The sequence below is a fragment of the Streptomyces sp. NPDC101191 genome, assembly GCF_044767915.1.
GTDB lineage: Bacteria > Actinomycetota > Actinomycetes > Streptomycetales > Streptomycetaceae > Streptomyces.
Window position 1 is genome coordinate 368731 of record NZ_JBIWOU010000006.1, and the last position, 25893, is coordinate 394623.

Here is a 25893-nt window from a genome sequence, read left to right on the forward strand (position 1 = left end):
AGACTCACATACGCCAAGAAACACCGCATGTTGGATCATTACGGACAGTGAGTGCCCTCGGGGAGTGAGATCCGCCACGCCGATGATCCAGTTCCCGACGTCAACCCCATCCTGGTCGGGCAGACTCGGAGGAACCCGGAGCACTTCCGATCCCGAGGTTCCCGAAGAGCGACCCGAAAGAGGGTGGAACACGTGGACCGATGCGTCGTCCTGGTGGACGCCGGCTATCTGCTGGGCGCCGCCGCCAGCCTCCTCGCCGGGGAACCGGCCCGCTCACGGATCACCGTCGACCACGCCGCCCTGATCCAGCAGCTGCGCGAACGCGCCGAGGCCGACACCCGGCTGCCGCTGCTGCGGATCTACTGGTTCGACGGCGCACCCGACCGGGTGCCACAGCCCGAACACCGCAGGCTGAGGGTCATGCCTCGGGTCACCGTCCGGCTCGGCGCCCTGACCCGCAGCGACGGCCGCTGGGCCCAGAAGGGCGTCGACGCGGCCATGCACACCGAGCTCACCGAGCTCTCCCGGAACCGCGCCTGCTCCGACATCGTGCTCGTCACCGGTGACGGCGACCTGCTGCCCGGGCTCATGTCCGCCAAGGAGCACGGCGTCGCCGTGCACCTCTGGGCCGTCCAGGCCGCCGACGGCGACTACAACCAGTCCGAGGACCTCGTCGCCGAGGCCGACGAACGCAGCGTCCTCGACCGGGCCTGGATCACCCGCGCGGTGCGCGCCAAGGACCTCACCGGACTGTGCGCCCCGCCGCCCGCGCCGCGCCCCGAGATCGCCGCCATCCTGTCCGCGCCGCTGCCCGAGTCCGCGCTCGCCGCCTCCGCCGAACGGGCCGCCGCCGCGGCGGCGGCCGCCGCACACAACAGCGCCGCCGGCCCCGCCGCGGTACCGTCCGCCGACGCCACCGGGCCGGCCGAGCGTGCCGGGGAGCCCGGCGGCGCCGGGCTCCCCGCGCCCGCCGGGAGCCGCGGCGTGCCCACCCCCAAGGACCTCGCCGGACTGCGTGGCCCGTCCTCCGCCGCCCCGCACCCCAGCGGCGCCACCCTCCGCTGGTCCTCCGACAAGGGCTGGATCGACCGCCCGCCGGCCGCGCTCGGCGAGCCCGCCGAGACCGCCTCGCTGCCCACCCTCGCCCAGCTCACGAGCGCCGAGCAGCGCTGGGCCGACCGTGAGGAGGACATCACCACAGTGGGCGGCGACCCCTACGAGGTCGGGCAGGTCTTCGCCCGCCGCTGGCTCGACCGGCTCCCCGAAGCCGGCCACGTCCCCAAGCTCGCCACCATGTACCCGCGCATCCCGCACCGCATCGACGGCGAACTCCTCCGCTACGCCGCCCGCTTCGGCCTGCTCGCCCACAAGGACGACCAGATCGACGAGCACGACCGCTATGCGATCCGGGCCGGTTTCTGGCGCGAGATCGACGTCCACGCCGCCGTCCAACACGCCCCCGCGCCCGAGGAAGCCCGCGGGACCCCGTAGGCTCATCCCTCGTGAGTACGGTGTGCGTGGTGCGGGATCTGGTCAAGACGTACCCCGCCACACGCGGCAGACGCGGAGCACCCGCGACCCCCGAGGTACGGGCCACCGACGGGATCAGCCTCGATGTGCGCGGCGGCGAGATCTTCGGCCTGCTCGGCCCCAACGGCGCCGGCAAGTCCACCCTGGTCCGCCAGCTGACCGGACTCATGCGCCCCGACTCCGGCAGCGTCCGGATGCTCGGCCACGACCTCGTGCGCCACCCCGAGCGCGCCGCCCGGCTCCTCGCTTACCTCGGCCAGGAGTCCACCGCCCTCGACGAGCTGACCGTCGCCCTCGCCGCCGAGACCACCGGGCGGCTGCGCGGGCTCGGCACCCGCGAGGCCCGCGCCGCGCGGGACGCCGTCCTCGACGAACTCGGCCTCGGCGAGATCGCCGGCCGGCCCCTGAAGAAGCTCTCCGGCGGACAGCGCCGGCTCGCCTGCGTCGCCGCCGCACTGGTCGGCGAGCGGCCCGTGCTCGTCCTCGACGAACCCACCACCGGCATGGACCCCGTGGCCCGCCGCGCCGTGTGGGCCGCCGTCGACCGGCGGCGCGCCGAGCACGGCGCCACCGTGCTGCTCGTCACCCACAACGTCATCGAGGCCGAGACCGTCCTCGACCGGGTCGCCGTCATCGACCGCGGCCGGGTCATCGCCTGCGACACGCCCGCCGGGCTCAAGCAGCGCGTCGCCGGAGAGGTGCGGGTCGAGCTCGTCTGGCGCGAGCGGGCTCCGCTGGAGGTCCCCGAGGTGGCCGCGCTGCGCGCCTCCGCCCAGGAAGCCGGCCGCCGCTGGGTGCTCCGGCTGGCCCCGGACGAGGCCCGGGCGGCGGTCGCCGCGGTGACCGGCGGAGCCGCCTTCGCGGCCCTGGACGACTTCACCCTGGCGACGCCGAGCCTGGAGGACGTCTATCTGGCGCTCGGCGGCGAGTCGCGGGGGCTGGTGAAGGCATGACGTACGGCGTGACGTACGACGTGAGCGACGAGTCGACCGTCAGGAGCTGGACCAGTTGAGCACCCTGCCCGCCGAGGCCCTGACGACCGACGCCCGCGTCGGCCGGGACCAGGCAACCGAGATCACGGCCGGCGCCGCGCCGCTCGCTCCGCGCGCCCGGCTGCTGCCCGCGCTCGGCGCGGTCTACACGGCCCAGCTCAGCCGGGCCCGGGTCGCCCGCATCCCGCTGCTCTTCGTCGCGACCTTCCAGTCGATCGGGATCATGGTCCTGATGCGGGGTGTCGTGGACGGCGGTGCGGAGGCGCGGGCCGTGGTGGCCGGCTCCGCCGTGCTCGTCGTCGCCTTCGTCGCGCTGAACCTGCTCGCCCAGTACTTCGGGCAGCTGCGGGCGGGCGGCGGGCTCGACCACTACGCCACCCTGCCGGTCCCGCCGGCCGCGGTGGTGCTCGGCGCGGCCGGCGCGTACGCCTCCTTCACCGTGCCCGGCACCGTGGTGACCGCGGTCGCGGGCTCCCTGCTGTTCGGGCTGCCGCTCACCCATCTGTGGATCCTCGTGGCGGTCGTACCGCTGTCCGGGGCCGCGCTCGCCGGGCTCGGCGCCGCCCTCGGGCTGCTGGCGCCGCGCCAGGAGCTGGCCACCCTGCTCGGACAGCTGGGCATGTCGGCGGCGCTGCTGCTCGGCGTGCTGCCGGCCGAACGGCTGCCCGGCCCGATCGGCTGGGCGCGGGACCTGCTGCCCTCCACCTACGGGGTCGAGGCCCTGGCCCGCACCTTCGACGCGCACCCCGACTGGACGGCGGTCGCGCTCGACCTCGCGGTGTGCGGTGCGGTGGGTGTCGTGTCGCTCGCGGTGGCGACCTGGGCGTACCGGAGGGCGGCGGTCCGCTGACCGGCCGACTGACCGGCCCGCCCGGGCCCGGTCCGCTGAGGCGGCACACAGCCGCACCTGGCACGATGGCGTCGTGACCGCACCTCTGACTCCGCCCCATCAGCCGCCCCCGCACGACGCCTGGTCCGCGCCCTATCCGGCGCAACCCGAGCCGGACGGCGTTCCCAGCACGGCCACCGAGCTGCGGCAGGCCGCCGTGGTGGCGTCCGTCTCCGCGGTCGCCGGTGCCCTGCTCGGACTGCTGTGGCTGTGGCTCGCGCCCCGCGTCCAGCTGGTCTCGGATGGCAAGGCGGTCTTCCTCAAGGACGGCGAGGGGGAGTCGGCGATCGGCATGGACGGCACGTTCGTCCTGCTGGCCCTCGGCTTCGGCGCGCTGGCCGCCGCCCTGGTCTTCCTGATCCACCGGCACGGCGGCATCGCCCTGGTCCTGGGCCTCGCCCTCGGCGGCGTGCTCGGCTCGCTGCTCGCCTGGGGAACGGGCGTCTGGCTCGGGCCCGAGCGCGACGTGGTCGCCCACGCCAAGCGCGTCGGCCCCGAGGTCTTCTTCGAGGCACCCCTCGAACTCAACATGGCGGCCGCGGCGATGCTCGCCTGGCCGATCGCCGCGATGATCGTCCACCTCGCCCTGACCGCGCTCTTCGGCCCGCGCGACCCGGAGCCCGACGACGGCCCCTGGCCGCCGGTGCCGAGCGGCAAGCAGGGCTGAGACGCCCCGGGGCGTGGACGCCCGGTCGTGGAGCCCAGGAGTGCGGCTCCGCGCCGGCGCCCCGCTGTCCGGCGGTCGGAGGGCTCCTCCCTGTCAGGCCCCGGCCGGGGAACCCCGGAACGGGGCGCCCCGGGCATCGGTCAGGCGCGCCCGATCGGGGCCACGACCGCCGCGGTGAGGGTCGCCAGGTCCGCGGGGGAGAGCTCGACCTCCAGGCCGCGGCGGCCCGCCGAGATGCAGATGGTGGCGTGCCCGGAGGCCGAGGAGTCCAGGACGGTCCGCAGCCGCTTGCGCTGGCCCAGCGGCGAGATGCCGCCGCGGACGTAGCCGGTGGTGCGCTCGGCCGCCGCCGGGTCCGCCATCGCCGCCTTCTTTCCGCCGACCGCCGAGGCGAGCGCCTTCAGGTCGAGCTGGCCGGCGACCGGCACCACGGCGACCGTCAGCTCGCCGTCCACGTCCGCGACCAGCGTCTTGAACACCCGGTCGGGGGAGACGCCCAGGGCCTCCGCCGCCTCCTCGCCGTACGACGGGGTCGCCGGGTCGTGCTCGTACGCGTGCAGTGTGTACGGCGTGCCCGCGGCCGTCAGCGCCACCGTCGCCGGCGTGCCGCCGCTCCCGCCGTTCTTCTTCTGCTTCTTCGCCACGAAGGGCTCTCCTCGGTCCGGACTTCGCTCAGTTCGGGCTGGTCGGGGCGCGGGTCAGGTCCACCGCCGGGAGCGACGGCAGGTGGCGCAGGACCGCGGTCTCGGAGCGCAGCAGCGTCAGTTCCTCGCGCAGCCGGGTCGCCGTGTCCGGTGCCTGCAGCAGCCGCTGCTTGGCCGGGGTGTCGAGGACCGCGGCAGCGGCGACCAGGTACGAGACGACCGAGGGGTCGTCCGGCAGCTCACTGGTGGTCAGCGAGCGCTCGCGGGCACCCGCGAGGCGCTTCTGGTACGAGCGGAAGGCCCGCAGCACGCCCTCCGCGAGCGTTCCGGCCTCGTCGCCCTGCTCCTCCGGGATCTCCTCGATCTCGGCGGTCAGGTACGGGCCGCTCGCGTCCACCGAGAGCAGCTTCACGCGGGTCGTGCCGGTGGCCATCACCTCGAAGCCGCCGTCCGCGCGCTCCCGGATCGACGCCGCGTCGGCCACACAGCCGACCCGGTGGAAGGCCTGGATCGGGTCGGGGCCGAATCCGGCCGCCGGACCCTTCTCGGGCAGTGCCGTCTGGTCCGGCAGGCCCTGCGCGGTCGGCGCGACCTCGCGGCCGTCGCGGATCGCCACGACGGCGAAGCGCCGCGGCTCGGAGTCGTCCGTCTTGAGCAGCTCGCGCATCATGGCGCGATAACGCTCCTCGAAGACGTTCAGGGGCAGCACGAGGCCCGGGAACAGCACCGTGTTCAGCGGGAAGAGGGGCAGACGGGCGGTGGTCACAGCGGTCAAGCGTAATGGCCGCCGGGACCGCCCCGACCGGGCCGTCCCCCGTCGTCCGTCCGGTCCCTTCCGGAGGCGATCGCGGGACCCGGCGCGGCCCCGCGTAACGGAGTGCGCCGCGCCACCTCGCGCACGGTCGCCGCCCGCGCCTCCAGGAAGCCCCGCAGCGGGTCCTCGGAGACCAGCGCCCAGGGGAACGTGGCGGCCTGCGGGCCGATGCGCCCGAACTCCGCGAGGGCGTCGTGCCGGCGGCCCCGCTCCACCAGGACGTGCACCAGCAGGTTCCGCACCTCGGCCGGCCACAGGTCACCCGCCGGGTACTCCGCCGACAGCGCGAGTGCCCGGTCGAGCGCCGCGTCGATCCGGTGCACGCCGACGCCGTGCCCCGGTCCCGGTCCGGCGAGCAGCTGCGCGAAGGCGGCCCGCACCGGGAGCGCCTGGACCAGCGAGCCGGGCAGCGCGTCCTCGGCGGCCTGCTCGGCGAAGTCGAAGCACTCGCGGTGCGAGCCGTACCACTGGGCCGACAGGTACTTGAGCGCGGCGACGTGGCTGCCGTAGTGGTGCGGGGCCCGGCGCACGGCCTGCTCCCACAGCGCCTCGAAGACCGTGTGCCCGGCGTGCGTGCCGCGCGCGTGGTCCAGGGCGAGTCGCCAGGGCACCGGGTCGCGCGGCGCGGCCTCGGCCGCCGCCTGGATCAGCGGCCCCAGTTCGCGCAGCCGCTCGGCCCTGGCCGGCGAGCCCCAGGCCCGGCGGACCGCGAGCTGCGCCTTGACGAGGAGGGCGTCCGGGTCGCGCGGAGCGACCGCGAGCCAGTGCTCCAGCCAGCCGTCCCGGCTGTAGGCGAAGGCGCTCAGCCGGGAGACGTAGCGGTCCCGGTCCTCCCACTCGGCGGCGTCCCGGGTGGTGGCGAGGAGTTTGGCGGCCGGCTCCGGGTCGGCGAGCGCGGCGGCGACCAGGGCCGGCGCCATCCGCTCGTCCGGCGCGTCGAGCAGCACGTCGTCGTCCGGCGCGAGCCCGGCGGTGAGCCGGGGGGCGTGCCGGACCAGGCGGGTGGTGCCGATCAGGGCGCGGAGCAGTGACATGGTGCGAAACATTGAAAACCGCAGGTGAGGGCCGCGCCAGTGGCGGACTGTGAAGCTTTGGTAGCGGCGGGAAGGTTGTGCTGGCAGGGGTCAAGACAGCGTAAAGAAAGGGGTGGAGTGGTGCAGACACACCCCGTCCCTTCACCTCGTCCGCCCCCGGACGCGCCCTCGACACGCCCGGCCGGAGCGCTCGTGCCGCCCTCGCTCTCGCATCCGCTCCCCGACACGCCCGGCCGGCGCGCCCCCGCCCCCGCGTCCCGACACGCCGGGCCGACACGAGGAACCGACCCGGCCGACCGGCCCAGCCGACCCGCCCCCGCCCCGCTCACCCGCCCCGCCGGCCGACCCGCCGGGCCGTCGGCCGACCGGCCAACCGACACCGCCGGCCGACCCGCTGGACCGTCGGCCGACCGGCCAACCCGACCCGCCCCCCCGGACCCGCCCCGCCCTTCCGGCGGTCCGGGGTCACCCCCGGCGCAGCGTCCGCGAGGCCCCCGCCGCCACCGTCGTCGCGAGCACCCAGCCGAGCAGGATCAGGGCCGTCGACGCCCACTGCCAGAAGCCCTCCAGGCGCCAGAAACCCACCTGGCCCAGATCTATCACCGGCAGCAGCAGGTCGAGCGCGTACAGCGTGGCGCTCCAGTGCGGCGCCTCGCCCGGCTTCAGCGGCACCGCGTCGTAGTGCGAGAAGGCCAGCGTGCCCGCCGCCCACAGGACCGCCATCCACAGCGCCGCCCGGCCCGGCCGGTAGCCGTAGGCCACGGTCCAGTCCTGGAGGTAGCCCCACAGCTTGCCGGCCACCGGCAGGGTCTCCCGGCGGCGCCGCTGCTTGGCCAGCAGCACCTCCCGGGCGTCCGCGTCCTCGCCGCTGCCGCGCAGCACCGTCGCCAGCCGCTCGTACGGCTCCGGCGCGTACTCCGGGGTGGCCGCCGCGACCCACTCCAGGCGCCGGGCCAGCGGGAAGTGCCCGTACGGCACGAGGTTCTCGTAGACGAAGCCGCCCATCGCGAGGCCGCCCGGGCCGGGCCAGCTGCTCGACATGTCGATGAGGGTCACCACCTTCGCCCCGTTGAGCACCACCCGGCCCTCCTCGGGGCGTTCCCCGTTGAAGCGCAGCTCCGGGGTCACGATCCGGCGCAGCGACAGCTCCTCCCGGCGCGAGCCGTCGAGCAGGAAGCGGGCGTAGTGCAGGTCCACCGAGTCGCCGAAGCGCCCGTCGTCGAGCCGCACCCCGCCGTGGCACTCGACCGGCTTGCGCCGCGCGCCCTGGGCAGGCGTCACCCCGTACGGCGGGGTGGCCGTCGTGGAACGGCCCGAGGTCTCGTACACCCAGGCCGCGTTCAGATAGAGCGTGCGCTCCACCGTCAGCTGCGGGGCGTTCAGGGCCCGGCGCTGCTGGGCGCCGCGCAGCACACTGCCCCGGAGGCTGAGCGACACGCCGACCTTCGCGCCGCGCAGGCTCAGCTCCCCGTACGTCTCGATCAGCTCGGCCTGCAGGTCCTGGGCCACCACCAGGCCGTCCGCCGTGATGGCGCGGCCGCGCCGGTCCGGCCACACCCGGATCTGGTTGATCAGCAGGTCCGTACCGATCTGCGCGTCCGTCAGCCGGATGCCCCGCTCCACCCGGCAGCGAGGCAGGTGCAGATCGCCCGCCGTGTGCAGCCGCGCCGCCTCCAGTCGGGGTATCGCGCACTCGACCATCCGCAAGGTGCCGAAGTGGGCCTCGGGCAGCACCACCTCGCCGTCGAAGCGGCAGCCGTTCAGCTCCACGTACGGCCCTATCGAGCCGCCCGCGAGATTGAGCACACCGGTGATCCGCACCCCGCGCAGCTTCAGCGCCGCGACCCGCCCGGACCTGGCCGGCGGTCCGGCGAGCAGCAGCAGCGCCACGACCTCCGCGCGCACGCTGCGCTCCTCGCCCCACTCCACGTGCACGGCGAACGGATCGTCCCGCTCGGCGTCCCCCTCCCTCAGATCACAGCTCCGGCCGACCCGGAACGCCCGCCACATCACCCGCTCGGGCCCGGTCAGGCCCTCCGGCATCCCGTCGTCCTCGCGCGGCTCGGTCAACGCCGCCCCCTCGCTTCCCACGATTCCGTTCCCGGATTCGTACAGCCGTTCTTCCCGCTGTGTGACGGACTGAACGCTAACGGTCAGGAGTGGCGACAAGACGCCAGAGTGGCCCGTATCAGCCAGTGATACGGACGACGGGCGTTCTTGGGCGTCTGCGAGAATTGACCCGTGATCTCTCGAATCGATCTGCGCGGCGACGCCCTCCCCGAGGGTTCCGCCCTGCGCGACCTGCTGCCCCGTGCCGAGTTCGACGTGGAAGCCGCCCTGGAGACGGTGCGGCCGATCTGCGAGGACGTCCGGCATCATGGCGCGGCAGCGGTGATCGACTACGGGGAGAAGTTCGACGGCGTCCGCGTGGCGAGCCTGCGCGTTCCGGCCGAGGCCGTCACCCGCGCCCTCGACGAGCTCGACCCGGCCGTCCGCGCCGCCCTCGAGGAGTCCATCCGCCGGACCCGCCTGGTCCACCGCGACCAGCGCCGCACCACCCACACCACCCAGGTCGTGCCCGGCGGCACGGTCACCGAGAAGTGGATCCCCGTCGAGCGCGTCGGCCTCTACGTGCCCGGCGGGCGCTCCGTCTACCCGTCCTCCGTCGTGATGAACGTCGTCCCGGCCCAGGAGGCCGGCGTCGAGGGGGTGGCCGTGGCCTCCCCGCCGCAGAAGGAGTTCGGCGGTCTGCCGCACCCCACCATCCTCGCCGCCTGCGCCCTGCTCGGCGTCGACGAGGTGTACGCCGCCGGCGGCGCCCAGGCGATCGCCATGTTCGCGTACGGCACCGAGAGCGCCGACGGCACGCCCGGCTGCGCCCCGGTCAACCTGGTCACCGGCCCCGGCAACATCTACGTCGCCGCCGCCAAGCGCCTCCTCAAGGGCCGCATCGGCATCGACGCCGAGGCCGGCCCGACCGAGATCGCGATCCTCGCGGACTCCACCGCCGACCCGGTGCACGTGGCCGCCGACCTGATCAGCCAGGCCGAGCACGACCCGATGGCCGCCTCCGTGCTCGTCACGGACTCCGAGGAGCTCGCCGAGGCCACCGAGGCCGAGCTGAAGACCCAGGTCGCCGCCTCCAAGCACGTCGACGACCGGATCGTCCCCGCCCTGGCCGGCCGGCAGTCCGCGATCGTCCTCGTGCGCGACCTGGCCGACGGCCTCAAGGTCGTCGACGCCTACGGCGCCGAGCACCTGGAGATCCAGACCGCGGACGCCGCCGCCCTCGCCGACCGGGTCCGCAACGCGGGCGCGATCTTCGTCGGCGCCTGGGCGCCGGTCTCCCTCGGCGACTACTGCGCCGGCTCCAACCACGTGCTGCCCACCGGCGGCTGTGCCTGCCACTCCTCCGGCCTGTCCGTGCAGTCCTTCCTGCGCGGCGTGCACGTCGTGGACTACACGCGCGACGCGCTCGCCGAGGTGGCCCACCACGTGGTCACCCTCGCCGAGGCGGAGGACCTGCCCGCGCACGGCGCCGCGATCAAGGCCCGGTTCGGCTGGAAGGTGCCCGAGAGCAAGTGAGCGACACGAACGACACCATCGGGATCGACGACCTTCCGATCCGTGACGAGCTGAAGGGCAAGTCCCCGTACGGCGCGCCGCAGCTCGACGTGCCCGTCCAGCTGAACACCAACGAGAACCCGTACCCGCTGCCGGAGCCCCTGGTGGCCCGCATCGCGGAGCGGGTCGCCGAGGCCGCCCGCGGGCTCAACCGCTACCCCGACCGGGACGCGGTCGAGCTGCGCACCGAGCTGGCCCGCTATCTGACCCGTACGGCCGGACACCCGGTCGCGCGGGAGAACGTGTGGGCCGCCAACGGCTCCAACGAGGTCCTCCAGCAGCTGCTGCAGACCTTCGGCGGGCCCGGCCGCACCGCGATCGGCTTCGAGCCCTCGTACTCGATGCACGCCCTGATCGCCCGCGGCACCGGCACCGGCTGGATCTCCGGCCCGCGCCACGAGGACTTCACCATCGACCTCGCGGCGGCCGAGCAGGCCATCGCGGAGAACGCGCCGGACGTCGTCTTCGTCACCTCGCCCAACAACCCCACGGGGACGGCGGTCGAGGCGGGGACGGTCCTCGCGCTGTACGAGGCCGCCCAGGCCGCCAAGCCCTCACTGGTGGTCGTGGACGAGGCGTACGTGGAGTTCAGCCACCGGGACTCGCTGCTGCCCCTCATCGAGGGCCGCCCGAACCTGGTGGTCTCCCGGACCATGTCCAAGGCCTTCGGTGCCGCCGGACTGCGCCTGGGCTACCTGGCCGCCCACCCCGCCGTGGTCGATGCCGTCCAGCTGGTGAGACTGCCGTATCACCTCTCGGCCGTCACCCAGGCCACCGCGCTGGCCGCCCTGGAGCACACCGACACCCTCCTCGGGTACGTCGAGCAGCTCAAGGCCGAGCGCGACCGCCTGGTCGACGAGCTGCGGGCCATCGGCTACGAGGTCACCGAGTCCGACGCCAACTTCGTCCAGTTCGGGCACTTCGGCGGAGCCGAGGGCTCCCACGAGGCCTGGCAGAAGATCCTCGACCGGGGCGTCCTGGTCCGGGACAACGGCGTACCGGGCTGGCTGAGGGTCACCGCCGGCACCCCCGAAGAGAACGACGCGTTCCTCGACGCGGTTCGTGAGTTGAAGAAGGAGCAGAACGCATGAGCCGCGTAGGCCGCGTTGAGCGCACCACCAAGGAGACCTCCGTCGTCGTCGAGATCGACCTCGACGGAACCGGAAAGGTCGACGTGTCGACCGGGGTCGGCTTCTACGACCACATGCTCGACCAGCTCGGCCGGCACGGTCTGTTCGACCTGACCGTGAAGACCGACGGCGACCTGCACATCGACTCGCACCACACCATCGAGGACACCGCCCTCGCCCTCGGCGCGGCCTTCAAGCAGGCCCTCGGCGACAAGGTCGGCATCTACCGCTTCGGCAACTGCACCGTCCCGCTGGACGAGTCGCTCGCCCAGGTCACCGTCGACCTCTCCGGCCGCCCCTACCTGGTGCACACCGAGCCGGAGAACCTGGCGCCGATGATCGGCTCCTACGACACCACGATGACCCGGCACATCCTGGAGTCCTTCGTCGCCCAGGCGCAGATCGCGCTGCACGTGCACGTCCCGTACGGCCGCAACGCGCACCACATCGTCGAGTGCCAGTTCAAGGCGCTCGCCCGGGCCCTGCGCTACGCCTCCGAGCGCGACCCGCGCGCCGCCGGCATCCTCCCGTCGACGAAGGGCGCCCTCTAACCGTGAACGGCCTCGCCACCGTCCTCATCGTCGTCGGGCTGTTCCTCCTCGGCGGCATCTACTCCTTCGTCAAGCAGCAGATGCCCAAGGGCCTGATCGTGCTGCTCTCCATCGGTGCCGTGATGTGCCTCTCGGCCGGCGTCCTGCGTCTGGACGTGTGGTCATGACGGCGGCCGCTCCCAAGAAGGTCGTCGTCTTCGACTACGGCTTCGGCAACGTGCGCTCCGCCGAGCGCGCCCTCGCCCGGGTCGGCGCGGACGTCGAGATCACCCGCGACTACGACAGGGCCATGAACGCCGACGGGCTTCTCGTCCCCGGTGTCGGCGCCTTCTCCGCCTGCATGCAGGGCCTCAAGGAGGCCCGCGGCGACTGGATCGTCGGCCGCCGGCTCTCCGGCGGGCGGCCCGTCATGGGCATCTGCGTCGGCATGCAGATCCTCTTCGCCCGCGGCATCGAGCACGGCGTCGAGACCGACGGCCTCGACGAGTGGCCCGGCACGGTCGAGCCGCTCGACGCCCCGGTCGTGCCCCACATGGGCTGGAACACCGTCGACGCGCCCGCCGGCAGCGAGCTGTTCGCGGGCCTGGACGCCGACGCCCGGTTCTACTTCGTGCACTCCTACGCGGTGCGCGCCTGGGACCTGGAGGTCGGCAACCCCAACATCCGCGCCCCGAAGGTCACCTGGGCCACCCACGGCGAACCCTTCGTCGCGGCCGTCGAGAACGGCGCCCTCTGGGCGACCCAGTTCCACCCCGAGAAGTCCGGCGACGCCGGCGCCCAGCTCCTCACCAACTGGATCGGAACCCTGTGACTGCGTCGACCCTCGAACTCCTCCCCGCCGTCGACGTCCGCGACGGCCAGGCGGTCCGCCTCGTCCACGGCGAGTCCGGCACCGAGACCTCCTACGGCTCCCCGCTGGAAGCCGCCCTCGCCTGGCAGCGCTCCGGCGCCGAGTGGCTGCACCTGGTCGACCTGGACGCCGCCTTCGGGACCGGCGACAACCGTGCCCTGGTCGCCGAGGTGACCCGGGCCATGGACATCAAGGTCGAGCTGTCCGGCGGCATCCGGGACGACGCCACGCTGGCCGCCGCCCTCGCCACCGGCTGCACCCGGGTCAATCTGGGCACCGCGGCGCTGGAGACCCCCGAGTGGGTCGCCAAGGTCATCGCCGAGCACGGCGACAAGATCGCCGTCGGCCTGGACGTGCGCGGCACCACCCTGCGCGGCCGCGGCTGGACCCGCGACGGCGGCGACCTGTACGAGACGCTCGCCCGCCTCGACGCCGAGGGCTGCGCGCGCTACGTCGTCACCGACATCGCCAAGGACGGCACCCTGCAGGGCCCCAACCTGGAGCTGCTGCGGAACGTCTGCGCCGCGACCGACCGGCCCGTCGTCGCCTCCGGCGGCGTGTCCTCCGTCGACGACCTGCGGGCCCTGGCCGGCCTCGTCCCGCTGGGCGTCGAGGGCGCGATCGTCGGCAAGGCGCTCTACGCGAAGGCCTTCACGCTGGAGGAGGCCCTGGAGGCGGTGGCGTCCGTATGACCGGATCTGCCGACCGCTCCGTCCGCAAGGTGGTGACGGGCGCTCCCTGGGAGGAGCTGTTCGGCTACTCGCGCGCGGTGGAGCTGCCCAACGGCACCGTCCTGGTGTCCGGCTGCACGTCGGTCGTCGACGGTGCCATCGCCGACGGCGGTCCGCACGAGCAGACCGTCAACTCCTTCAACGTGGCCTTCGGCGCCCTCCAGCAGCTGGGTCTCGGCCCCGAGGACGTCGTCCGGACCCGTATGTACATCACCCACGCACGGGACGTGGAGGAGGTCGGCCGTGCCCACAAGGAGCTGTTCGACGCCATCCGCCCGGCCGCCTCGATGATCATCGTCTCCGGCTTCGTCGACCCGCGCCTCGTGGTCGAGGTCGAGGTCGAGGCGTTCCGCCCGGGCGGCGAGAGGGAGGGATCCTGATGGGTCTTGCCGTACGTGTGATCCCCTGCCTGGACGTCGACAACGGCCGGGTCGTCAAGGGTGTCAACTTCCGGAACCTGCGCGACGCGGGCGACCCCGTCGAGATGGCGAAGCTGTACGACGCCGAGGGCGCCGACGAGCTGACCTTCCTCGACATCACCGCCTCCTCCGGCAACCGGGAGACCACCTACGACGTGGTGCGCCGCACCGCCGAGCAGGTCTTCATCCCGCTGACCGTGGGCGGCGGCGTGCGCTCGGCGGAGGACGTCGACAAGCTGCTGAGGGCCGGCGCCGACAAGGTGGGCGTGAACACGGCCGCCATCGCCCGTCCCGAGCTGATCCAGGAGATCGCCGAGCGCTTCGGGCGCCAGGTGCTGGTCCTGTCGGTGGACGCCCGGCGCACCCCGTCCGGCTCCTTCGAGGTGACGACGCACGGCGGCCGCAAGGGCACCGGCATCGACGCCGTCGAGTGGGCGCACCGGGCCGCCGAGCTGGGCGCGGGAGAGATCCTGCTCAACTCGATGGACGCCGACGGCACCAAGGACGGCTACGACACCGAGATGATCGCGGCCGTGCGCAAGCACGTGACCGTGCCGGTGATCGCCTCCGGCGGCGCCGGGAAGCTGTCCGACTTCCCGCCGGCGGTCGCGGCGGGCGCGGACGCGGTGCTCGCGGCCTCGGTCTTCCACTTCGGCGATCTGCGGATCGGCGAGGTCAAGCAGACGCTGCGGGAAGCGGGCCACGAGGTCCGCTGAGCCGTCCGGCCCGGAAAGCTCCGACGCGAAGGCCCCCGCTCCTGCGGGGGCCTTCGCGTTCCCCAGAAGCACAGGATTATTTGTGCAAATTCAATTGCGCAAGTTTTCTTTCGCATCTATGGTCGCGTCATGACCTCGCAGGAGAACCGTCGGATCACCGACCTCGGCACCCTCAAAGCCATCTCGCACCCGCTGCGGATGCGCCTCTACCGCGCCCTCTTCGTGGCTCGTACCGCCACCGCCTCCCAGCTCGCCGAGCAGGTCGACGAGGCCGTCTCCCTCGTCAGCTACCACCTGCGCAAGCTCGCCGAGCACGGCTTGATCGAGGAGACCGAGGCCCAGTCCGCCGACGGCCGGGAGCGCTGGTGGCAGCCCAGCTCGTACGGCTTCACCATCCGCGAGGAGGACATCCGCGACGCCCCCGAGCTCGTCGCCGCGAGCGACGCCCTCGGCCGCACCCTCAACGAACAGCGCGCCGCCCTGCACCAGCGCTTCCTCGACGAGCGGCTCACCTGGTCCGAAGCCTGGCGCGCCGCCGCCGTCAGCTCCGAGTGGCTGCCCCGCTTCACCGCCGCCGAACTCGCCGCACTCGGCAAGGAGCTCGACGCCGTCCTGCGCAAGCACGACCAGAAGGCCCGCGCCGCCGAGGCCGCCGGCGACACCGAAGGCCGCGAGAACGTCGCCGTCCACCTCCACGCCTTCCCCTACCGAGGCTGACCCGATGACCACGACCACGCCCCCCGCCGCCGCCGCGCCCGCCCGGCCCGCCCACCATGACCCCAACGTGCTGCGCTGGGTCGGCGCCTACACCGCCTCCACCCTCGGCGACAGCGTCTACTACCTCGCGCTGTCCTGGTCCGCCGTCAGCAGCGGCACCCCCGCCCAGGCCGGACTCGTCATGGCCGTCAGCGCCGTGCCCCGCGCCCTGCTCATGCTCGGCGGGGGAGTGGTCGCCGACCGCCTCGGCCCCCGCCGTGTCGTCATCGGCTCCGACACCGTCCGGGCCCTGGTCGTCCTCGGGCTCGCCGCCACCCTGTTCGCGGCCTCGCCCGGACTGTGGCTGCTCGCCGTCGTCGGCGTGGTCTTCGGCATCGTCGACGCCCTGTTCCTGCCCGCCGTCGGCGCCCTGCCGCCGCGGATCGCCCCGCACGACCAGCTCGCCCGGATCCAGGGGTTGCGCGGACTCGCGTACCGCTGCGGAGCCGTCCTCGGTGCCCCGCTCGGCGGCCTCGCGGTCGCCCTCGGCGGACCCACCGCCGCCTTCGGGGCCGCCGGACTGCTCTTCGCCCTCTCCGTCCCGCTGCTCTCCGCGCTCCGGCTCGGCCCGCTGCCCGCCACCGACGGGGCGGGTGGCGGCACGGCCCTGAGCGACCTCGTCGACGGGCTGCGCTACCTGCGTCGTCACCGCGTCCTCGGCCCGCTCATGGTCGTCGTGCTCCTCAGCGACCTCGGCTTCGTCGGCCCGCTCAACGTCGGCCTCGCCGTCCTGGCCGAGCAGCGCGGCTGGGGCGCCTCCGGCATGGGCTGGATCCTCGCCGGCTTCGGTGCGGGCGCGGCGGGCGCCTCGCTCCTGCTGGCCGTGTGGGGGCGCGTCCCGCGCGCCGGAGCCGTCAGCGGCTGCACCATGGTCCTCGGCGCCGCCTCGATCGGCGCCCTCGCCTTCACCGCCAGCCTGCCCGTCGCGGTCGGCGTCGGCCTGTCCATCGGCCTGCTCGCCGGGCTCTCGGGCGCGCTGTGCAACGCCCTTGTCCAGACCGCTTGCGACCCCGCGTACCTCGGCCGGGTCTCCGCCGTGTCGAGTCTGTGCTCGCTCGGCCTCGCTCCACTCTGCTTCCCGCTCACGGGCGCCGCGATAGGGATGTGGGGCGCCGGCCCGGTGTACGTGGTGAGCGCTGCCGTCTGCGCCCTCTCGGGCGTCTACGGGCTGCTCGTACCGGCCGTACGGAAGGCCGAGCTGCCCGGCAGGCCCTGACGGGGCGGGCACGACCGCGACGGCGCGGGACACGACCCTGACGGCGCGGGCGGCCCGGCGGCCGTGCCGGCGGTCAGGCCCGTGCCGGCGGTCAGGCCCGGCCGACGATCAGGCCCGGTCGGCGGTCGGGCCCGGTGTCCGCGCAGGCCTCAGATGCCCAGCTGCTTCGTCGTGTGCAGCCGCTCCACGGCCTCCTGCTCGCCGTCCAGGTCCACCTTGGCCGCGTCCTGCCGTCCGAACAGGAACATCGTCAGCTCGCCCGGCTCCCCGGAGACCGTCACCACCGGCGTTCCGCGGTGCGCCACCACCGTCTGCCCGTTCGGCCGGCGGAGCACCAGCCCCACCGGGACCTTGCGGCCCAACAGCCGGGCCGACTTCTCCAGCCGCGTCCACAGGGCGTCGGCGAACACCGGGTCCAGCTCGCGCGGCGACCAGTCGGGCTGGGCTCGCCGCACGTCCTCGGCGTGGACGTAGAACTCGACGATGTTCGCCCCCTCGTCCACCTGCTTGATCGTGAACGGGGACAGCTTCGGCGGCCCCGTACGGATGAGCTGGACCAGCTCCTCGTACGGCTTCTCCGTGAACTCCGCCTGCACCCGCTCGAGGCGCGCCTTCAGCGCCGGCACCGGCACGACGGCTCCGGCCGCCGCGTCCGGGCGGCGCTCCCGCACCACCACGTGCGCCGCCAGATCCCGGGTCCGCCACCCCTCGCAGAGCGTCGGGGCGTCCGGACCGGCCGCCTCCAACAGGTCGGCGAGCAGAAGGCGTTCACGCTTCGCATGGGTCGACATGAGCGCCAGCGTACGGCGGCGGCCGCCACTCCGCCCAGGGGACGCACCGCCGGCCGTCCACCGACCGGGCGCACCGGTCCGCCCAGTGGACGCACGACCGGGCGACACCGCCCGTCACGGCACAATGGCGGCATGAGCAGCACGCCCCGGACCCCCAGTGGACTCGACCCGGCCATCGCCGCCCGCCTCAAGCGCAGCGAGGACGGTCTGGTTCCCGCCATCGCCCAGCAGTACGACACCGGCGAGGTGCTGATGCTCGGCTGGATGGACGACGAGGCGCTCCACCGCACCCTCACCACCGGCCGCTGCACCTACTGGTCCCGCAGCCGCCAGGAGTACTGGGTCAAGGGCGACACCTCCGGGCACGTCCAGCACGTCAGGTCCGTCGCCCTCGACTGCGACGCCGACACCCTGCTCGTGAAGGTCGACCAGGTCGGCGCCGCCTGCCACACCGGGGCCCGCACCTGCTTCGACGCCGACGTCCTCCTCGCGGCCGAGTAGGGTCTGGCGCCATGGATCTCGAGACCTTCCGCAAGCTGGCGGCCGACCGCCGCGTCATCCCCGTCAGCCGCAGGCTCCTCGCGGACGGCGACACCCCGGTCGGGCTCTACCGCAAGCTCGCCGCCGAACGCCCCGGCACCTTCCTCCTCGAATCCGCGGAGAACGGGCGCAGCTGGTCCCGCTACTCCTTCATCGGCGTGCGCAGCGACGCGACCCTGACGGTGCGCGACGGCCAGGCCCACTGGCTCGGCACCCCGCCGGTCGGCGTCCCCGTCGACGGCGACCCGCTCGCCGCCCTGCGCGCCACCGTCGAGACCCTGCACACCCCGCGCGACCTCGCCTCCGGCATGCCCCCCTTCACCGGCGGCATGGTCGGCTACCTGGGCTACGACATCGTCCGCCGCCTGGAGCGCATCGGCGAGCACGGCGGCGACGACCTGCAGCTGCCCGAGCTCACGATGCTGCTCACCAGCGACCTCGCCGTCCTCGACCACTGGGACGGCTCGGTGCTCCTGATCGCCAACGCGATCAACCACAACGACCTGGAGACCGGCGTCGACGAGGCGTACGCGCACGCCGTCGCCCGGCTCGACGCGATGGAGGCCGACCTGGCCCGCCCCGTCGAGACCGTGCCCGTCGCCCTGCCGGCCTCCGAGCTGCCCGAGTTCTCCGCCCTCTGGGGCGGCGCGGCCTACCAGGAGGCCGTCGAGGACATCAAGGAGCGCATCCGGGCCGGCGAGGCCTTCCAGGTGGTGCCCTCGCAGCGCTTCGAGACGCCCTGCGGCGCCTCCGCCCTCGACGTCTACCGGGTGCTGCGGGCCACCAACCCGTCCCCGTACATGTACCTCTTCCGCTTCGAGAACGGCTTCGACGTCGTCGGCTCCTCGCCCGAGGCGCTGGTCAAGGTCGAGGACGGGCACGCGATGGTCCACCCGATCGCCGGCACCCGGCACCGGGGCGCCACCCCGCAGGAGGACCACGACCTCGCCGAGGAGCTGCTTGCCGACCCCAAGGAGCGCGCCGAGCACCTCATGCTCGTCGACCTCGGCCGCAACGACCTCGGCCGGGTCTGCGAACCGGGCTCCGTCGAGGTCGTCGACTTCATGTCGATCGAGCGCTACTCGCACGTCATGCACATCGTCTCCACCGTGACCGGCAAGGTCGCCGAGGGGAGGACAGCCTTCGACGTCCTCACCGCCTGCTTCCCGGCCGGCACCCTCTCCGGCGCGCCGAAGCCGCGCGCGATGCAGATCATCGAGGAACTGGAGCCCTCGCGCCGCGGTCTGTACGGCGGCTGCGTCGGCTACCTCGACTTCGCCGGCGACTCCGACACCGCCATCGCGATCCGCACCGCCCTGCTGCGCGACGGCACCGCGTACGTGCAGGCCGGAGCGGGGGTCGTCGCCGACTCCGACCCGGTCGCCGAGGACAACGAGTGCCGCAACAAGGCCGCGGCCGTCCTCCGGGCCGTGCACACCGCCAACCGGATGACCCGCGCGAGCGGGCGTTGACGGCGCCGGTGTGACCGAAGGCATGACACGACCGGATGAACGGTTCCCGAGCCGGTAGGGGATAGTGGGGTACGTGAGTGCTGTACCCGTACCCCAGCCCCGAGCCGCCCGAACGGGCGGCGCCGCCTCCTCCGGCGCCCGCCGCAGCCTCGCCGCGGCGCTGCTGCTCGGTGCCCTCGGAGCCACCGTCGTACTGCTCTCCGCGGGCCAGATCTGGGCCGAGGGCACCGCGGCCGTCGGCGGCGGCACCGTACCCGTCGAGGCGGACGGCGGAGCCGTCACCGGAGTGCCGACCGCGCTCGCGATCGTCGGCCTCGCCGCGCTCGTCGCCGTCTTCGCCGTCCGCCGCGCCGGCCGCACCATGGTCGCCGCGCTGCTCGCCCTGAGCGGTGCGGGAGCGGCCCTGGCAGCCGTGCTCGGCGCGTCCGACAGCGCCGCCCTGGACGCCGAGGCCGCCCGCATCAGCGGCAACACCGCCGCGGTCGTCGGCGGCCTCAGCCACACCGTCTGGCCCTACGTGACCGCCGTCGGCGCCGTCCTCATCCTGGCCGCCGGCCTCTTCGCGCTCCGCTTCGGCAAGTCCTGGCCGGCCATGGGCGGACGCTACGAGCGCTCCGGGGCGCCCCGCGCCGCGCGGCGCCCCGCGGCCACCGACCCCGACCGCCCCGAGGACCTCTGGAAGGCCCTCGACCGCGGCGAGGACCCGACCCACGGCGACTGAGCCCGGTCGCGGCGGGCGCGACGCGTGATCGTTCGGGCACCCCGATGCATCACGGCGCCCGCATGTACGGAAGAATGAGGCGTCACCACCGAGCAACACCAACGAGGAGCAACTCATGGCGGGCAGCGCCCACGGACACACCCCGGCCGCCTGGACCGGTGTCATCATCTCCTTCATCGGCTTCTGCATCGCCGGAGTCTTCATGGTGGCGGCCAACGTGCCCGGTTTCTGGGCCGGCATCGGCGTCATCCTCCTCGGCGGTGTGGTCGGCGGCGCGATGAAGGTCGCGGGCATGGGCATGCCGAAGGAGTCGGCCGCCGTCGTGGCCGCTCGCGAGGCCGCCACGGCGACCGCCCTCGAGAAGTCCCACGCCTGACCCCTCCGCTTCACCCCGAAGGCGCAGCCCGGCACGACCGGGCTGCGCCTTCGCGCACGAACGGCGAGAATCACCGCGTGGACGACAAGCCGACGGCGGGAGCCGTGAGGGAAGCGGGCGCGGCGGCGCCAACGGGCACGCGGGACGGGCAGGACGCCTCGCCCGTACCGGACGGGCCCGACGCGCCGGACCCCTCGCGCGTGGAGCACGCGCCGGACGGGCCCGACGCTCGGGACCCCTCGCGCGTGGAGCACGCGTCGGGCGTGCCGGAGGCGCCGGACGTGTCGGGCGTGACGGCCGGCGGGGCGGGTGCGCCCGAGGCCGTGAGGGCGCCCGGAGCGCCTCCCGGGCCCTGGGGGCCGGAAGCCGCGTCCGCGCCCTGGGGGGCCGGAGCCGCGCCCGTGGGCGGGCCCTGGGGGCCGCCGGTGCCCGCGCCGCGCCCGCCGCGCCCGCTCGCCGTGCGGCTGCTCGCCCCGCTCGGCACGCTCGCCGGGGTCGCCGCCGCCTTCGCGTACGTCGGGAGCGTCGATCCCAACGAACCCGGTCACTACCCCGTCTGCCCGCTGCTCCGCTTCACCGGCGTCTTCTGCCCCGGCTGCGGCGGACTGCGCAGCGCCCACGCCGTCGCGCACGGCGAGTTCGGGGCCGCCGTCGGCTTCAACGCGGCGGCCGTCGTCGGCTACGCGGTCTTCGCCGTCGTCATGGTCCTGTGGCTGGTTCGCGCCTTCCGCGGACTGCCGATGCGGCTCGCGATCTCCCCGGCCTGGTGGTGGGGGATCGGCGCTGTTCTGGCCCTTTTCACCCTCGTACGGAACCTTCCGTTCGGCTCCGCGCTCGCCCCCTGAAGTCCCACGAAGTGGGACGCGACTCCCACCGATGCGATTCCAGGGGTCACCTGCGGATACCATCGACGTGGCTGAACAAGACCGTCACCGTCCCGGAAGGGGGCCTCTCGCGTGAGTGTGCTCGACGAGATCATCGAAGGCGTGCGCGCCGACCTCGCAGAGCGGCAGGCGCGGGTCTCCCTCGAGGAGCTCAAGGAGCGCGCCGCCAAGGCGCCGCAGGCCAAGGACGGCGTCGCCGCACTGCGCGGGGACGGCGTCAAGGTGATCTGCGAAGTCAAGCGCTCCAGCCCCTCCAAGGGCGCGCTCGCCGCCATCGCCGACCCGGCCGGCCTCGCCGCCGACTACGAGGCGGGCGGCGCCGCCGTCATCTCCGTCCTGACCGAGCAGCGCCGCTTCGGCGGTTCGCTCGCCGACCTGGAGGCCGTGCGCGCCCGGGTCGACATCCCGGTCCTGCGCAAGGACTTCATCGTCACGGCGTACCAGCTCTGGGAGGCCAGGGCCTACGGCGCGGACCTCGCGCTGCTCATCGTCGCGGCCCTGGAGCAGGAGGCCCTCGTCTCCCTCATCGAGCGCGCCGAGTCCATCGGACTCACCCCGCTCGTCGAGGTCCACGACGAGGAGGAGGTCGAGCGGGCCGTCGACGCGGGCGCTCGGATCATCGGCGTCAACGCGCGCAATCTGAAGACCCTCAAGGTCGACCGCTCCACCTTCGACCGGGTCGCCCCGGAGATCCCGGCCCACATCGTCAAGGTCGCCGAGTCCGGCGTCCGCGGCCCGCACGACCTGATCGCGTACGCCAACGCCGGCGCCGACGCGGTCCTGGTCGGCGAGTCCCTGGTCACCGGCCGTGACCCGAAGGCCGCCGTCGCCGACCTGGTCGCCGCCGGCGCCCACCCGGCCCTGCGTCACGGCCGGAGCTGACCCGGTCATGACCCTCCGCCACGACACGTCGCCGTACGTCCCGGGCCTCATCGCCCGGGGCGCGGTCGGCGCGCCGTCGGCGGTCGGTGCGGTGCCCGGGCGCCGCACCCTGCTCCGTACGGCCTCCGTGCCGGCCCACGCCCCGCTCGCCCGCGGCTGCCGCCCTCGTGGCTGCCGTGCGCCGGCGCGGCGGGTGCACGGACGGCGGGTGCGCTACGTCATCGGCGACGAGCCGGGTCAGGTCAACGGGATGCGATGGCGCCCGCGCCTCGCGCGCACTTCCCCGTACGACACCTAGCCACCACGCCCCCCGGGGCCGGCTCGGCCCCGCTGTCCGTGCTCCGTCGGCTCCGTGCCGGCTTCCTCCGCCCCACTCCGTGTGGGCCGTCGTCCCGCCCCGTACGGCGCCGCGCCCTCGTGGCGCGCGTCAGGGCGGGAGGAGTCCGGGCGCGGCAAGGCGCCGCGTTCCGTCGTGCCCACCCGTTCCGCCCCGCGGAACGACTGCCCACGAAGGGGGCGGGACGGCGGCCGCGCCCGCGCTCGCGACGGCGCGGTGACGTACGTGGACGGCTCGCGCGCATAACGTGACCCATCGACCGCACGTTTTCGGGGCGATCGCCCCGCGAGGAGCAACCGCATGTCCAGCGAGTTCTTCATTCCCGACCCGGAGGGTCAGGTCCCGTCCGCCGAGGGCTACTTCGGCGCCTACGGCGGCAAGTTCATTCCGGAGGCCCTCGTCGCCGCCGTCGACGAGGTCGCCGTCGAGTACGAGAAGGCCAAGAGCGACCCCGAGTTCGCGCGCGAGCTCAACGACCTGATGGTCAACTACACGGGCCGGCCCAGCGCCCTCACCGAGGTCCCGCGGTTCGCCGAGCACGCCGGCGGCGCCCGGGTCTTCCTCAAGCGCGAGGACCTCAACCACACCGGCTCGCACAAGATCAACAACGTGCTCGGCCAGGCCCTGCTCACCAAGCGCATGGGCAAGACCCGCGTCATCGCGGAGACCGGCGCCGGTCAGCACGGCGTCGCCACGGCCACCGCCTGCGCCCTGTTCGGCCTCGAGTGCACCATCTACATGGGCGAGATCGACACCCAGCGCCAGGCCCTGAACGTCGCCCGCATGCGCATGCTCGGCGCCGAGGTCGTCGCGGTGCAGTCCGGCAGCCGCACCCTCAAGGACGCCATCAACGAGGCCTTCCGCGACTGGGTCGCCAACGTCGACCGGACGCACTACCTCTTCGGCACGGTCGCCGGCCCGCACCCCTTCCCGGCCATGGTCCGCGACTTCCACCGGGTCATCGGCGTGGAGGCGCGACGCCAGATCCTGGAGCGCGCGGGACGCCTGCCCGACGCGGCCGTCGCCTGCGTGGGCGGCGGCTCGAACGCCATCGGTCTCTTCCACGCCTTCATCCCGGACGCCTCCGTCCGGCTGATCGGCTGCGAGCCGGCGGGCCACGGCGTCGAGACCGGCGAGCACGCGGCCACCCTCACCGCCGGCGAGCCCGGCATCCTGCACGGGTCCCGCTCCTACGTCCTCCAGGACGAGGAGGGCCAGATCACCGAGCCCTACTCGATCTCGGCGGGCCTGGACTACCCCGGCATCGGCCCCGAGCACGCCTTCCTCAAGGACAGCGGCCGCGGCGAGTACCGGGCCGTCACCGACGACGCCGCCATGCAGGCGCTCCGGCTGCTGTCCCGCACCGAGGGCATCATCCCGGCGATCGAGTCGGCGCACGCCCTCGCCGGGGCCCTGGAGGTCGGCAAGGAGCTCGGCGAGGACGGGCTGATCGTCGTCAACCTCTCCGGGCGGGGCGACAAGGACATGGACACGGCCGCCCGCTACTTCGGCCTGTACGACACCGATGCGGCGGTGGCCGCCGACGCGGCCGACATCGCGGAGATCGAGGGGGACGCCAAGTGACCGGGAACATCCAGCTGCTCGGCGACACCCTCGCCAAGGCGAAGGCCGAGGACCGGGCCGCGCTCATCGCCTACCTCCCGGCCGGCTTCCCGACCGTGGACGGCGGCATCGCGGCGATCAAGGCCGTCTTCGACGGCGGCGCGGACATCGTCGAGGTCGGCCTGCCGCACAGCGACCCGGTGCTCGACGGGCCGGTCATCCAGACCGCCGACGACATCGCCCTGCGCGGCGGCGTCAAGATCGCCGACGTCATGCGCACGGTGAAGGAGGCGTACGAGGCCACCGGCAAGCCGGTCCTCGTGATGACCTACTGGAACCCCATCGACCGCTACGGCATCGAGCGCTTCACCGAGGAGCTCGCCGCGGCCGGCGGCGCGGGCTGCATCCTGCCCGACCTGCCGGTCCAGGAGTCGGCGGTCTGGAGGGAGCACGCCACGAAGCACGGCCTCGCGACCGTCTTCGTCGTCGCCCCCAGCAGCAAGGACGAGCGGCTGGCCACGATCACCGCGGCCGGTTCCGGCTTCGTCTACGCGGCCTCCCTCATGGGGGTCACCGGCACCCGGGAGTCGGTCGGCGAGCAGGCCGCCGACCTGGTCCGCCGCACCCGCGCCGCCGGCGGCCTGCCGGTCTGCGTCGGCCTGGGCGTCTCCAACGCCGCTCAGGCCAAGGAGGTCGCCGCCTTCGCCGACGGCGTCATCGTGGGCTCCGCCTTCGTGAAGCGGATCCTCGACGCCGACGGCGACGAGCAGGCCGGGCTCGGCGCCGTAAGGGAACTGGCGGCCGAACTCGCCGAGGGCGTGCGCCGCAGCTCGTAACCCGTACGGGTGGATTCGTCACTGGGGAGGCACGCGCGTGCCTCCCCGGTTCGTTGCTGTGGGCGTGAGCGAGAAGAACCGAGACGGTAGTAACCGGAGCGCGCGGGAGCGCCTCCAGCAGCAGCGCGAGCGCGAGAAGGCCCGCGAGAAGCAGCGGCGCGTCCTCATCGTGTCGGCCGCGGTCGTGGGCGTCCTCGCCCTGGCCGCGGTCGTCGGCGTGATCGCCGCCAACAGCGGCGGGAAGGACAGTTCCGACAAGGCAGGGCCGGTCGTCGAGCCCAGCGGCTCCGTCGGCGGCGCCGAGCCCGCCATCCCCCAGGGCAAGCCGGACGCCCCGTCCACGCTCACGATCTGGGAGGACTTCCGCTGCCCCGCGTGCGCCCAGTTCGAGACGTACTTCCGGGACACCGTCCACGAGCTGGAGGCGGCGGGCGCGGTCAAGGCCGAGTACCACCTCGTCACCATCATCGACGGCAACCTGGGCGGCAGCGGCTCTCTGCGTGCCGCCAACGCGGCCGCGTGCGCCCAGGACGCCGGCAAGTTCACGGCGTACCACGACGTGCTCTACACCAACCAGCCCCAGGAGACGGACGACGCCTACGCGAGCAACGCCAAGCTCATCGAGCTCGCCGCGAAGGTTCCGGGCCTCGACACGCCCGCCTTCCGCAGCTGCGTCGAGGACGGCACGCACGACAGCTGGGTGAAGAAGTCGAACGACGCCTTCCGCGCCGGCGAGTTCAGCGGCACGCCCACCGTCCTGCTCAACGGCGAGCCGGTCTTCCCCTCGAAGGGGAACGAGCAGATCTCCCCGGAGAACCTGAAGAAGTGGGTCGCCGAGGCCAACAAGGGCAAGAAGGCGGGCACCGCCTCCCCGGCCGCGGGAAGCCCCGCGGGCCGCTGAGACCGGGTGGCGTTACGGAGACGTTGC

At 73.8% G+C, this 25893-nt stretch carries 29 protein-coding genes; 24 read left to right on the forward strand and 5 right to left on the reverse strand.

The genetic code is table 11. From position 1 onward, the window contains the following. Positions 1–183 precede the first annotated feature (183 nt). The 4 genes from ACIRQF_RS24705 (at position 184) to ACIRQF_RS24720 (ending at position 4078) form a co-directional block, all read left to right on the forward strand. On the forward strand, positions 184–1491 hold the full coding sequence (locus ACIRQF_RS24705) for an NYN domain-containing protein (RefSeq protein ID WP_376629423.1): 1308 nt from the start codon (positions 184–186) through the stop codon (positions 1489–1491). Positions 1492–1511: 20 nt separating this feature from the next. Continuing rightward, positions 1512–2483 carry an ABC transporter ATP-binding protein gene (locus tag ACIRQF_RS24710; RefSeq protein ID WP_404095477.1) on the forward strand — a complete coding sequence of 324 codons (972 nt, stop codon included), beginning with the start codon at positions 1512–1514 and terminating at the stop codon, positions 2481–2483. A gap of 55 nt (positions 2484–2538) precedes the next feature. Continuing rightward, positions 2539–3372 carry an ABC transporter permease gene (locus ACIRQF_RS24715; RefSeq protein WP_389750993.1) on the forward strand — a complete coding sequence of 278 codons (834 nt, stop codon included), beginning with the start codon at positions 2539–2541 and terminating at the stop codon, positions 3370–3372. Between the two features lie 73 nt (positions 3373–3445). After that, positions 3446–4078 carry a DUF2567 domain-containing protein gene (locus ACIRQF_RS24720; protein WP_404095074.1) on the forward strand — a complete coding sequence of 211 codons (633 nt, stop codon included), beginning with the start codon at positions 3446–3448 and terminating at the stop codon, positions 4076–4078. Positions 4079–4218: 140 nt separating this feature from the next. Here the strand turns inward: ACIRQF_RS24720 and ybaK are convergent, their stop codons facing one another. From ybaK to ACIRQF_RS24740, 4 genes are all read right to left on the reverse strand, one after another. Further along, on the reverse strand, positions 4219–4722 hold the full coding sequence (ybaK, locus tag ACIRQF_RS24725; protein ID WP_376629429.1) for a Cys-tRNA(Pro) deacylase: 504 nt from the start codon (positions 4720–4722) through the stop codon (positions 4219–4221). 28 nt (positions 4723–4750) lie between these two features. Next, positions 4751–5488 (reverse strand): LON peptidase substrate-binding domain-containing protein, encoded by a 738-nt coding sequence (locus ACIRQF_RS24730; RefSeq protein WP_389750992.1) that lies wholly within the window; start codon positions 5486–5488, stop codon positions 4751–4753. Positions 5489–5493: 5 nt separating this feature from the next. Next, positions 5494–6582, reverse strand: a complete 1089-nt coding sequence (locus ACIRQF_RS24735; RefSeq protein WP_389750991.1) for a hypothetical protein — start codon at positions 6580–6582, stop codon at positions 5494–5496. A gap of 453 nt (positions 6583–7035) precedes the next feature. Next, positions 7036–8640 carry an oxidoreductase gene (locus ACIRQF_RS24740; RefSeq protein ID WP_404095078.1) on the reverse strand — a complete coding sequence of 535 codons (1605 nt, stop codon included), beginning with the start codon at positions 8638–8640 and terminating at the stop codon, positions 7036–7038. 171 nt (positions 8641–8811) lie between these two features. Between ACIRQF_RS24740 and hisD the strand changes: the two genes are divergently transcribed. The 10 genes from hisD to ACIRQF_RS24790 all read left to right on the forward strand — a co-directional run bounded on the left by hisD (position 8812) and on the right by ACIRQF_RS24790 (position 16563). Next, the gene (hisD, locus tag ACIRQF_RS24745) at positions 8812–10155 is read left to right on the forward strand and encodes a histidinol dehydrogenase (protein ID WP_404095080.1); all 1344 of its coding nucleotides are present in this window, start codon (positions 8812–8814) and stop codon (positions 10153–10155) included. Then, positions 10152–11285: a histidinol-phosphate transaminase gene (locus tag ACIRQF_RS24750; protein WP_382486832.1), complete on the forward strand. Its 1134-nt coding sequence runs from the start codon at positions 10152–10154 to the stop codon at positions 11283–11285. Before hisD ends, ACIRQF_RS24750 begins: the two co-directional genes overlap by 4 nt. Continuing rightward, positions 11282–11875: an imidazoleglycerol-phosphate dehydratase HisB gene (gene hisB / locus ACIRQF_RS24755; RefSeq protein WP_362174402.1), complete on the forward strand. Its 594-nt coding sequence runs from the start codon at positions 11282–11284 to the stop codon at positions 11873–11875. The genes ACIRQF_RS24750 and hisB overlap by 4 nt, the downstream gene beginning before the upstream one ends. Positions 11876–11877: 2 nt before the next feature. Further along, on the forward strand, positions 11878–12042 hold the full coding sequence (locus ACIRQF_RS24760) for a hypothetical protein (protein WP_376629441.1): 165 nt from the start codon (positions 11878–11880) through the stop codon (positions 12040–12042). Beyond that, on the forward strand, positions 12039–12686 hold the full coding sequence (gene hisH / locus ACIRQF_RS24765; RefSeq protein ID WP_389750988.1) for an imidazole glycerol phosphate synthase subunit HisH: 648 nt from the start codon (positions 12039–12041) through the stop codon (positions 12684–12686). The genes ACIRQF_RS24760 and hisH overlap by 4 nt, the downstream gene beginning before the upstream one ends. Continuing rightward, positions 12683–13417, forward strand: coding sequence for a bifunctional 1-(5-phosphoribosyl)-5-((5-phosphoribosylamino)methylideneamino)imidazole-4-carboxamide isomerase/phosphoribosylanthranilate isomerase PriA (gene priA / locus ACIRQF_RS24770; protein ID WP_376629445.1), 735 nt, complete (start codon positions 12683–12685; stop codon positions 13415–13417). Before hisH ends, priA begins: the two co-directional genes overlap by 4 nt. Further along, a complete protein-coding gene (locus ACIRQF_RS24775) occupies positions 13414–13836 on the forward strand; it encodes a RidA family protein (protein WP_376629447.1) in 423 nt (140 codons plus the stop codon). The genes priA and ACIRQF_RS24775 overlap by 4 nt, the downstream gene beginning before the upstream one ends. Beyond that, positions 13836–14591 carry an imidazole glycerol phosphate synthase subunit HisF gene (hisF, locus tag ACIRQF_RS24780; protein ID WP_389750986.1) on the forward strand — a complete coding sequence of 252 codons (756 nt, stop codon included), beginning with the start codon at positions 13836–13838 and terminating at the stop codon, positions 14589–14591. Before ACIRQF_RS24775 ends, hisF begins: the two co-directional genes overlap by 1 nt. 129 nt (positions 14592–14720) lie before the next feature. Then, positions 14721–15308, forward strand: coding sequence for an ArsR/SmtB family transcription factor (locus ACIRQF_RS24785; protein ID WP_404095086.1), 588 nt, complete (start codon positions 14721–14723; stop codon positions 15306–15308). A 4-nt stretch (positions 15309–15312) separates the two neighbouring features. After that, the gene (locus ACIRQF_RS24790) at positions 15313–16563 is read left to right on the forward strand and encodes an MFS transporter (protein ID WP_404095088.1); all 1251 of its coding nucleotides are present in this window, start codon (positions 15313–15315) and stop codon (positions 16561–16563) included. Between the two features lie 149 nt (positions 16564–16712). Here ACIRQF_RS24790 and ACIRQF_RS24795 read toward each other — a convergent pair whose 3' ends face one another. Next, complete coding sequence (locus ACIRQF_RS24795; protein WP_389750985.1) at positions 16713–17354, reverse strand: TIGR03085 family metal-binding protein; 642 nt, start codon at positions 17352–17354, stop codon at positions 16713–16715. Positions 17355–17486: 132 nt separating this feature from the next. Between ACIRQF_RS24795 and hisI the strand changes: the two genes are divergently transcribed. The 10 genes from hisI (at position 17487) to ACIRQF_RS24845 (ending at position 25866) form a co-directional block, all read left to right on the forward strand. Continuing rightward, complete coding sequence (hisI, locus tag ACIRQF_RS24800) at positions 17487–17855, forward strand: phosphoribosyl-AMP cyclohydrolase (RefSeq protein ID WP_376629456.1); 369 nt, start codon at positions 17487–17489, stop codon at positions 17853–17855. 11 nt (positions 17856–17866) lie between these two features. Beyond that, positions 17867–19366, forward strand: a complete 1500-nt coding sequence (locus ACIRQF_RS24805; protein ID WP_382486839.1) for an anthranilate synthase component I — start codon at positions 17867–17869, stop codon at positions 19364–19366. A gap of 64 nt (positions 19367–19430) precedes the next feature. After that, complete coding sequence (locus ACIRQF_RS24810; RefSeq protein WP_404095093.1) at positions 19431–20087, forward strand: TIGR02234 family membrane protein; 657 nt, start codon at positions 19431–19433, stop codon at positions 20085–20087. Between the two features lie 115 nt (positions 20088–20202). Continuing rightward, the gene (locus tag ACIRQF_RS24815) at positions 20203–20463 is read left to right on the forward strand and encodes an HGxxPAAW family protein (protein ID WP_376629462.1); all 261 of its coding nucleotides are present in this window, start codon (positions 20203–20205) and stop codon (positions 20461–20463) included. 323 nt (positions 20464–20786) lie between these two features. Beyond that, the gene (locus tag ACIRQF_RS24820) at positions 20787–21308 is read left to right on the forward strand and encodes a DUF2752 domain-containing protein (RefSeq protein ID WP_404095480.1); all 522 of its coding nucleotides are present in this window, start codon (positions 20787–20789) and stop codon (positions 21306–21308) included. Positions 21309–21419: 111 nt separating this feature from the next. Continuing rightward, a complete protein-coding gene (gene trpC / locus ACIRQF_RS24825; protein WP_376629464.1) occupies positions 21420–22229 on the forward strand; it encodes an indole-3-glycerol phosphate synthase TrpC in 810 nt (269 codons plus the stop codon). Positions 22230–22320: 91 nt separating this feature from the next. Continuing rightward, a complete protein-coding gene (gene trpM / locus ACIRQF_RS24830; RefSeq protein WP_376629959.1) occupies positions 22321–22527 on the forward strand; it encodes a tryptophan biosynthesis modulator TrpM in 207 nt (68 codons plus the stop codon). A 339-nt stretch (positions 22528–22866) separates the two neighbouring features. Then, a complete protein-coding gene (gene trpB, locus ACIRQF_RS24835; protein ID WP_404095096.1) occupies positions 22867–24150 on the forward strand; it encodes a tryptophan synthase subunit beta in 1284 nt (427 codons plus the stop codon). Beyond that, positions 24147–24965, forward strand: a complete 819-nt coding sequence (gene trpA, locus ACIRQF_RS24840; protein ID WP_382486841.1) for a tryptophan synthase subunit alpha — start codon at positions 24147–24149, stop codon at positions 24963–24965. Before trpB ends, trpA begins: the two co-directional genes overlap by 4 nt. A gap of 64 nt (positions 24966–25029) precedes the next feature. Then, positions 25030–25866, forward strand: coding sequence for a DsbA family protein (locus ACIRQF_RS24845; RefSeq protein ID WP_376629470.1), 837 nt, complete (start codon positions 25030–25032; stop codon positions 25864–25866). Positions 25867–25893 lie beyond the last annotated feature (27 nt).

Excerpts from the sequence above, each read along its gene's own strand:
- ACIRQF_RS24805 (WP_382486839.1), top strand. The coding sequence starts at position 17,867 with ATGGATCTCGAGACCTTCCGCAAGCTGGCGGCCGACCGCCGCGTCATC.
- trpB (WP_404095096.1), top strand. The coding sequence starts at position 22,867 with ATGTCCAGCGAGTTCTTCATTCCCGACCCGGAGGGTCAGGTCCCGTCC.
- ACIRQF_RS24775 (WP_376629447.1), top strand. The coding sequence starts at position 13,414 with ATGACCGGATCTGCCGACCGCTCCGTCCGCAAGGTGGTGACGGGCGCT.
- hisF (WP_389750986.1), top strand. The coding sequence starts at position 13,836 with ATGGGTCTTGCCGTACGTGTGATCCCCTGCCTGGACGTCGACAACGGC.
- ACIRQF_RS24795 (WP_389750985.1), bottom strand. The coding sequence starts at position 17,354 with ATGTCGACCCATGCGAAGCGTGAACGCCTTCTGCTCGCCGACCTGTTG.
- ACIRQF_RS24735 (WP_389750991.1), bottom strand. The coding sequence starts at position 6,582 with ATGTTTCGCACCATGTCACTGCTCCGCGCCCTGATCGGCACCACCCGC.
- hisH (WP_389750988.1), top strand. The coding sequence starts at position 12,039 with ATGACGGCGGCCGCTCCCAAGAAGGTCGTCGTCTTCGACTACGGCTTC.
- ACIRQF_RS24815 (WP_376629462.1), top strand. The coding sequence starts at position 20,203 with ATGGCGGGCAGCGCCCACGGACACACCCCGGCCGCCTGGACCGGTGTC.
- ACIRQF_RS24790 (WP_404095088.1), top strand. The coding sequence starts at position 15,313 with ATGACCACGACCACGCCCCCCGCCGCCGCCGCGCCCGCCCGGCCCGCC.
- hisB (WP_362174402.1), top strand. The coding sequence starts at position 11,282 with ATGAGCCGCGTAGGCCGCGTTGAGCGCACCACCAAGGAGACCTCCGTC.
- ACIRQF_RS24785 (WP_404095086.1), top strand. The coding sequence starts at position 14,721 with ATGACCTCGCAGGAGAACCGTCGGATCACCGACCTCGGCACCCTCAAA.
- hisI (WP_376629456.1), top strand. The coding sequence starts at position 17,487 with ATGAGCAGCACGCCCCGGACCCCCAGTGGACTCGACCCGGCCATCGCC.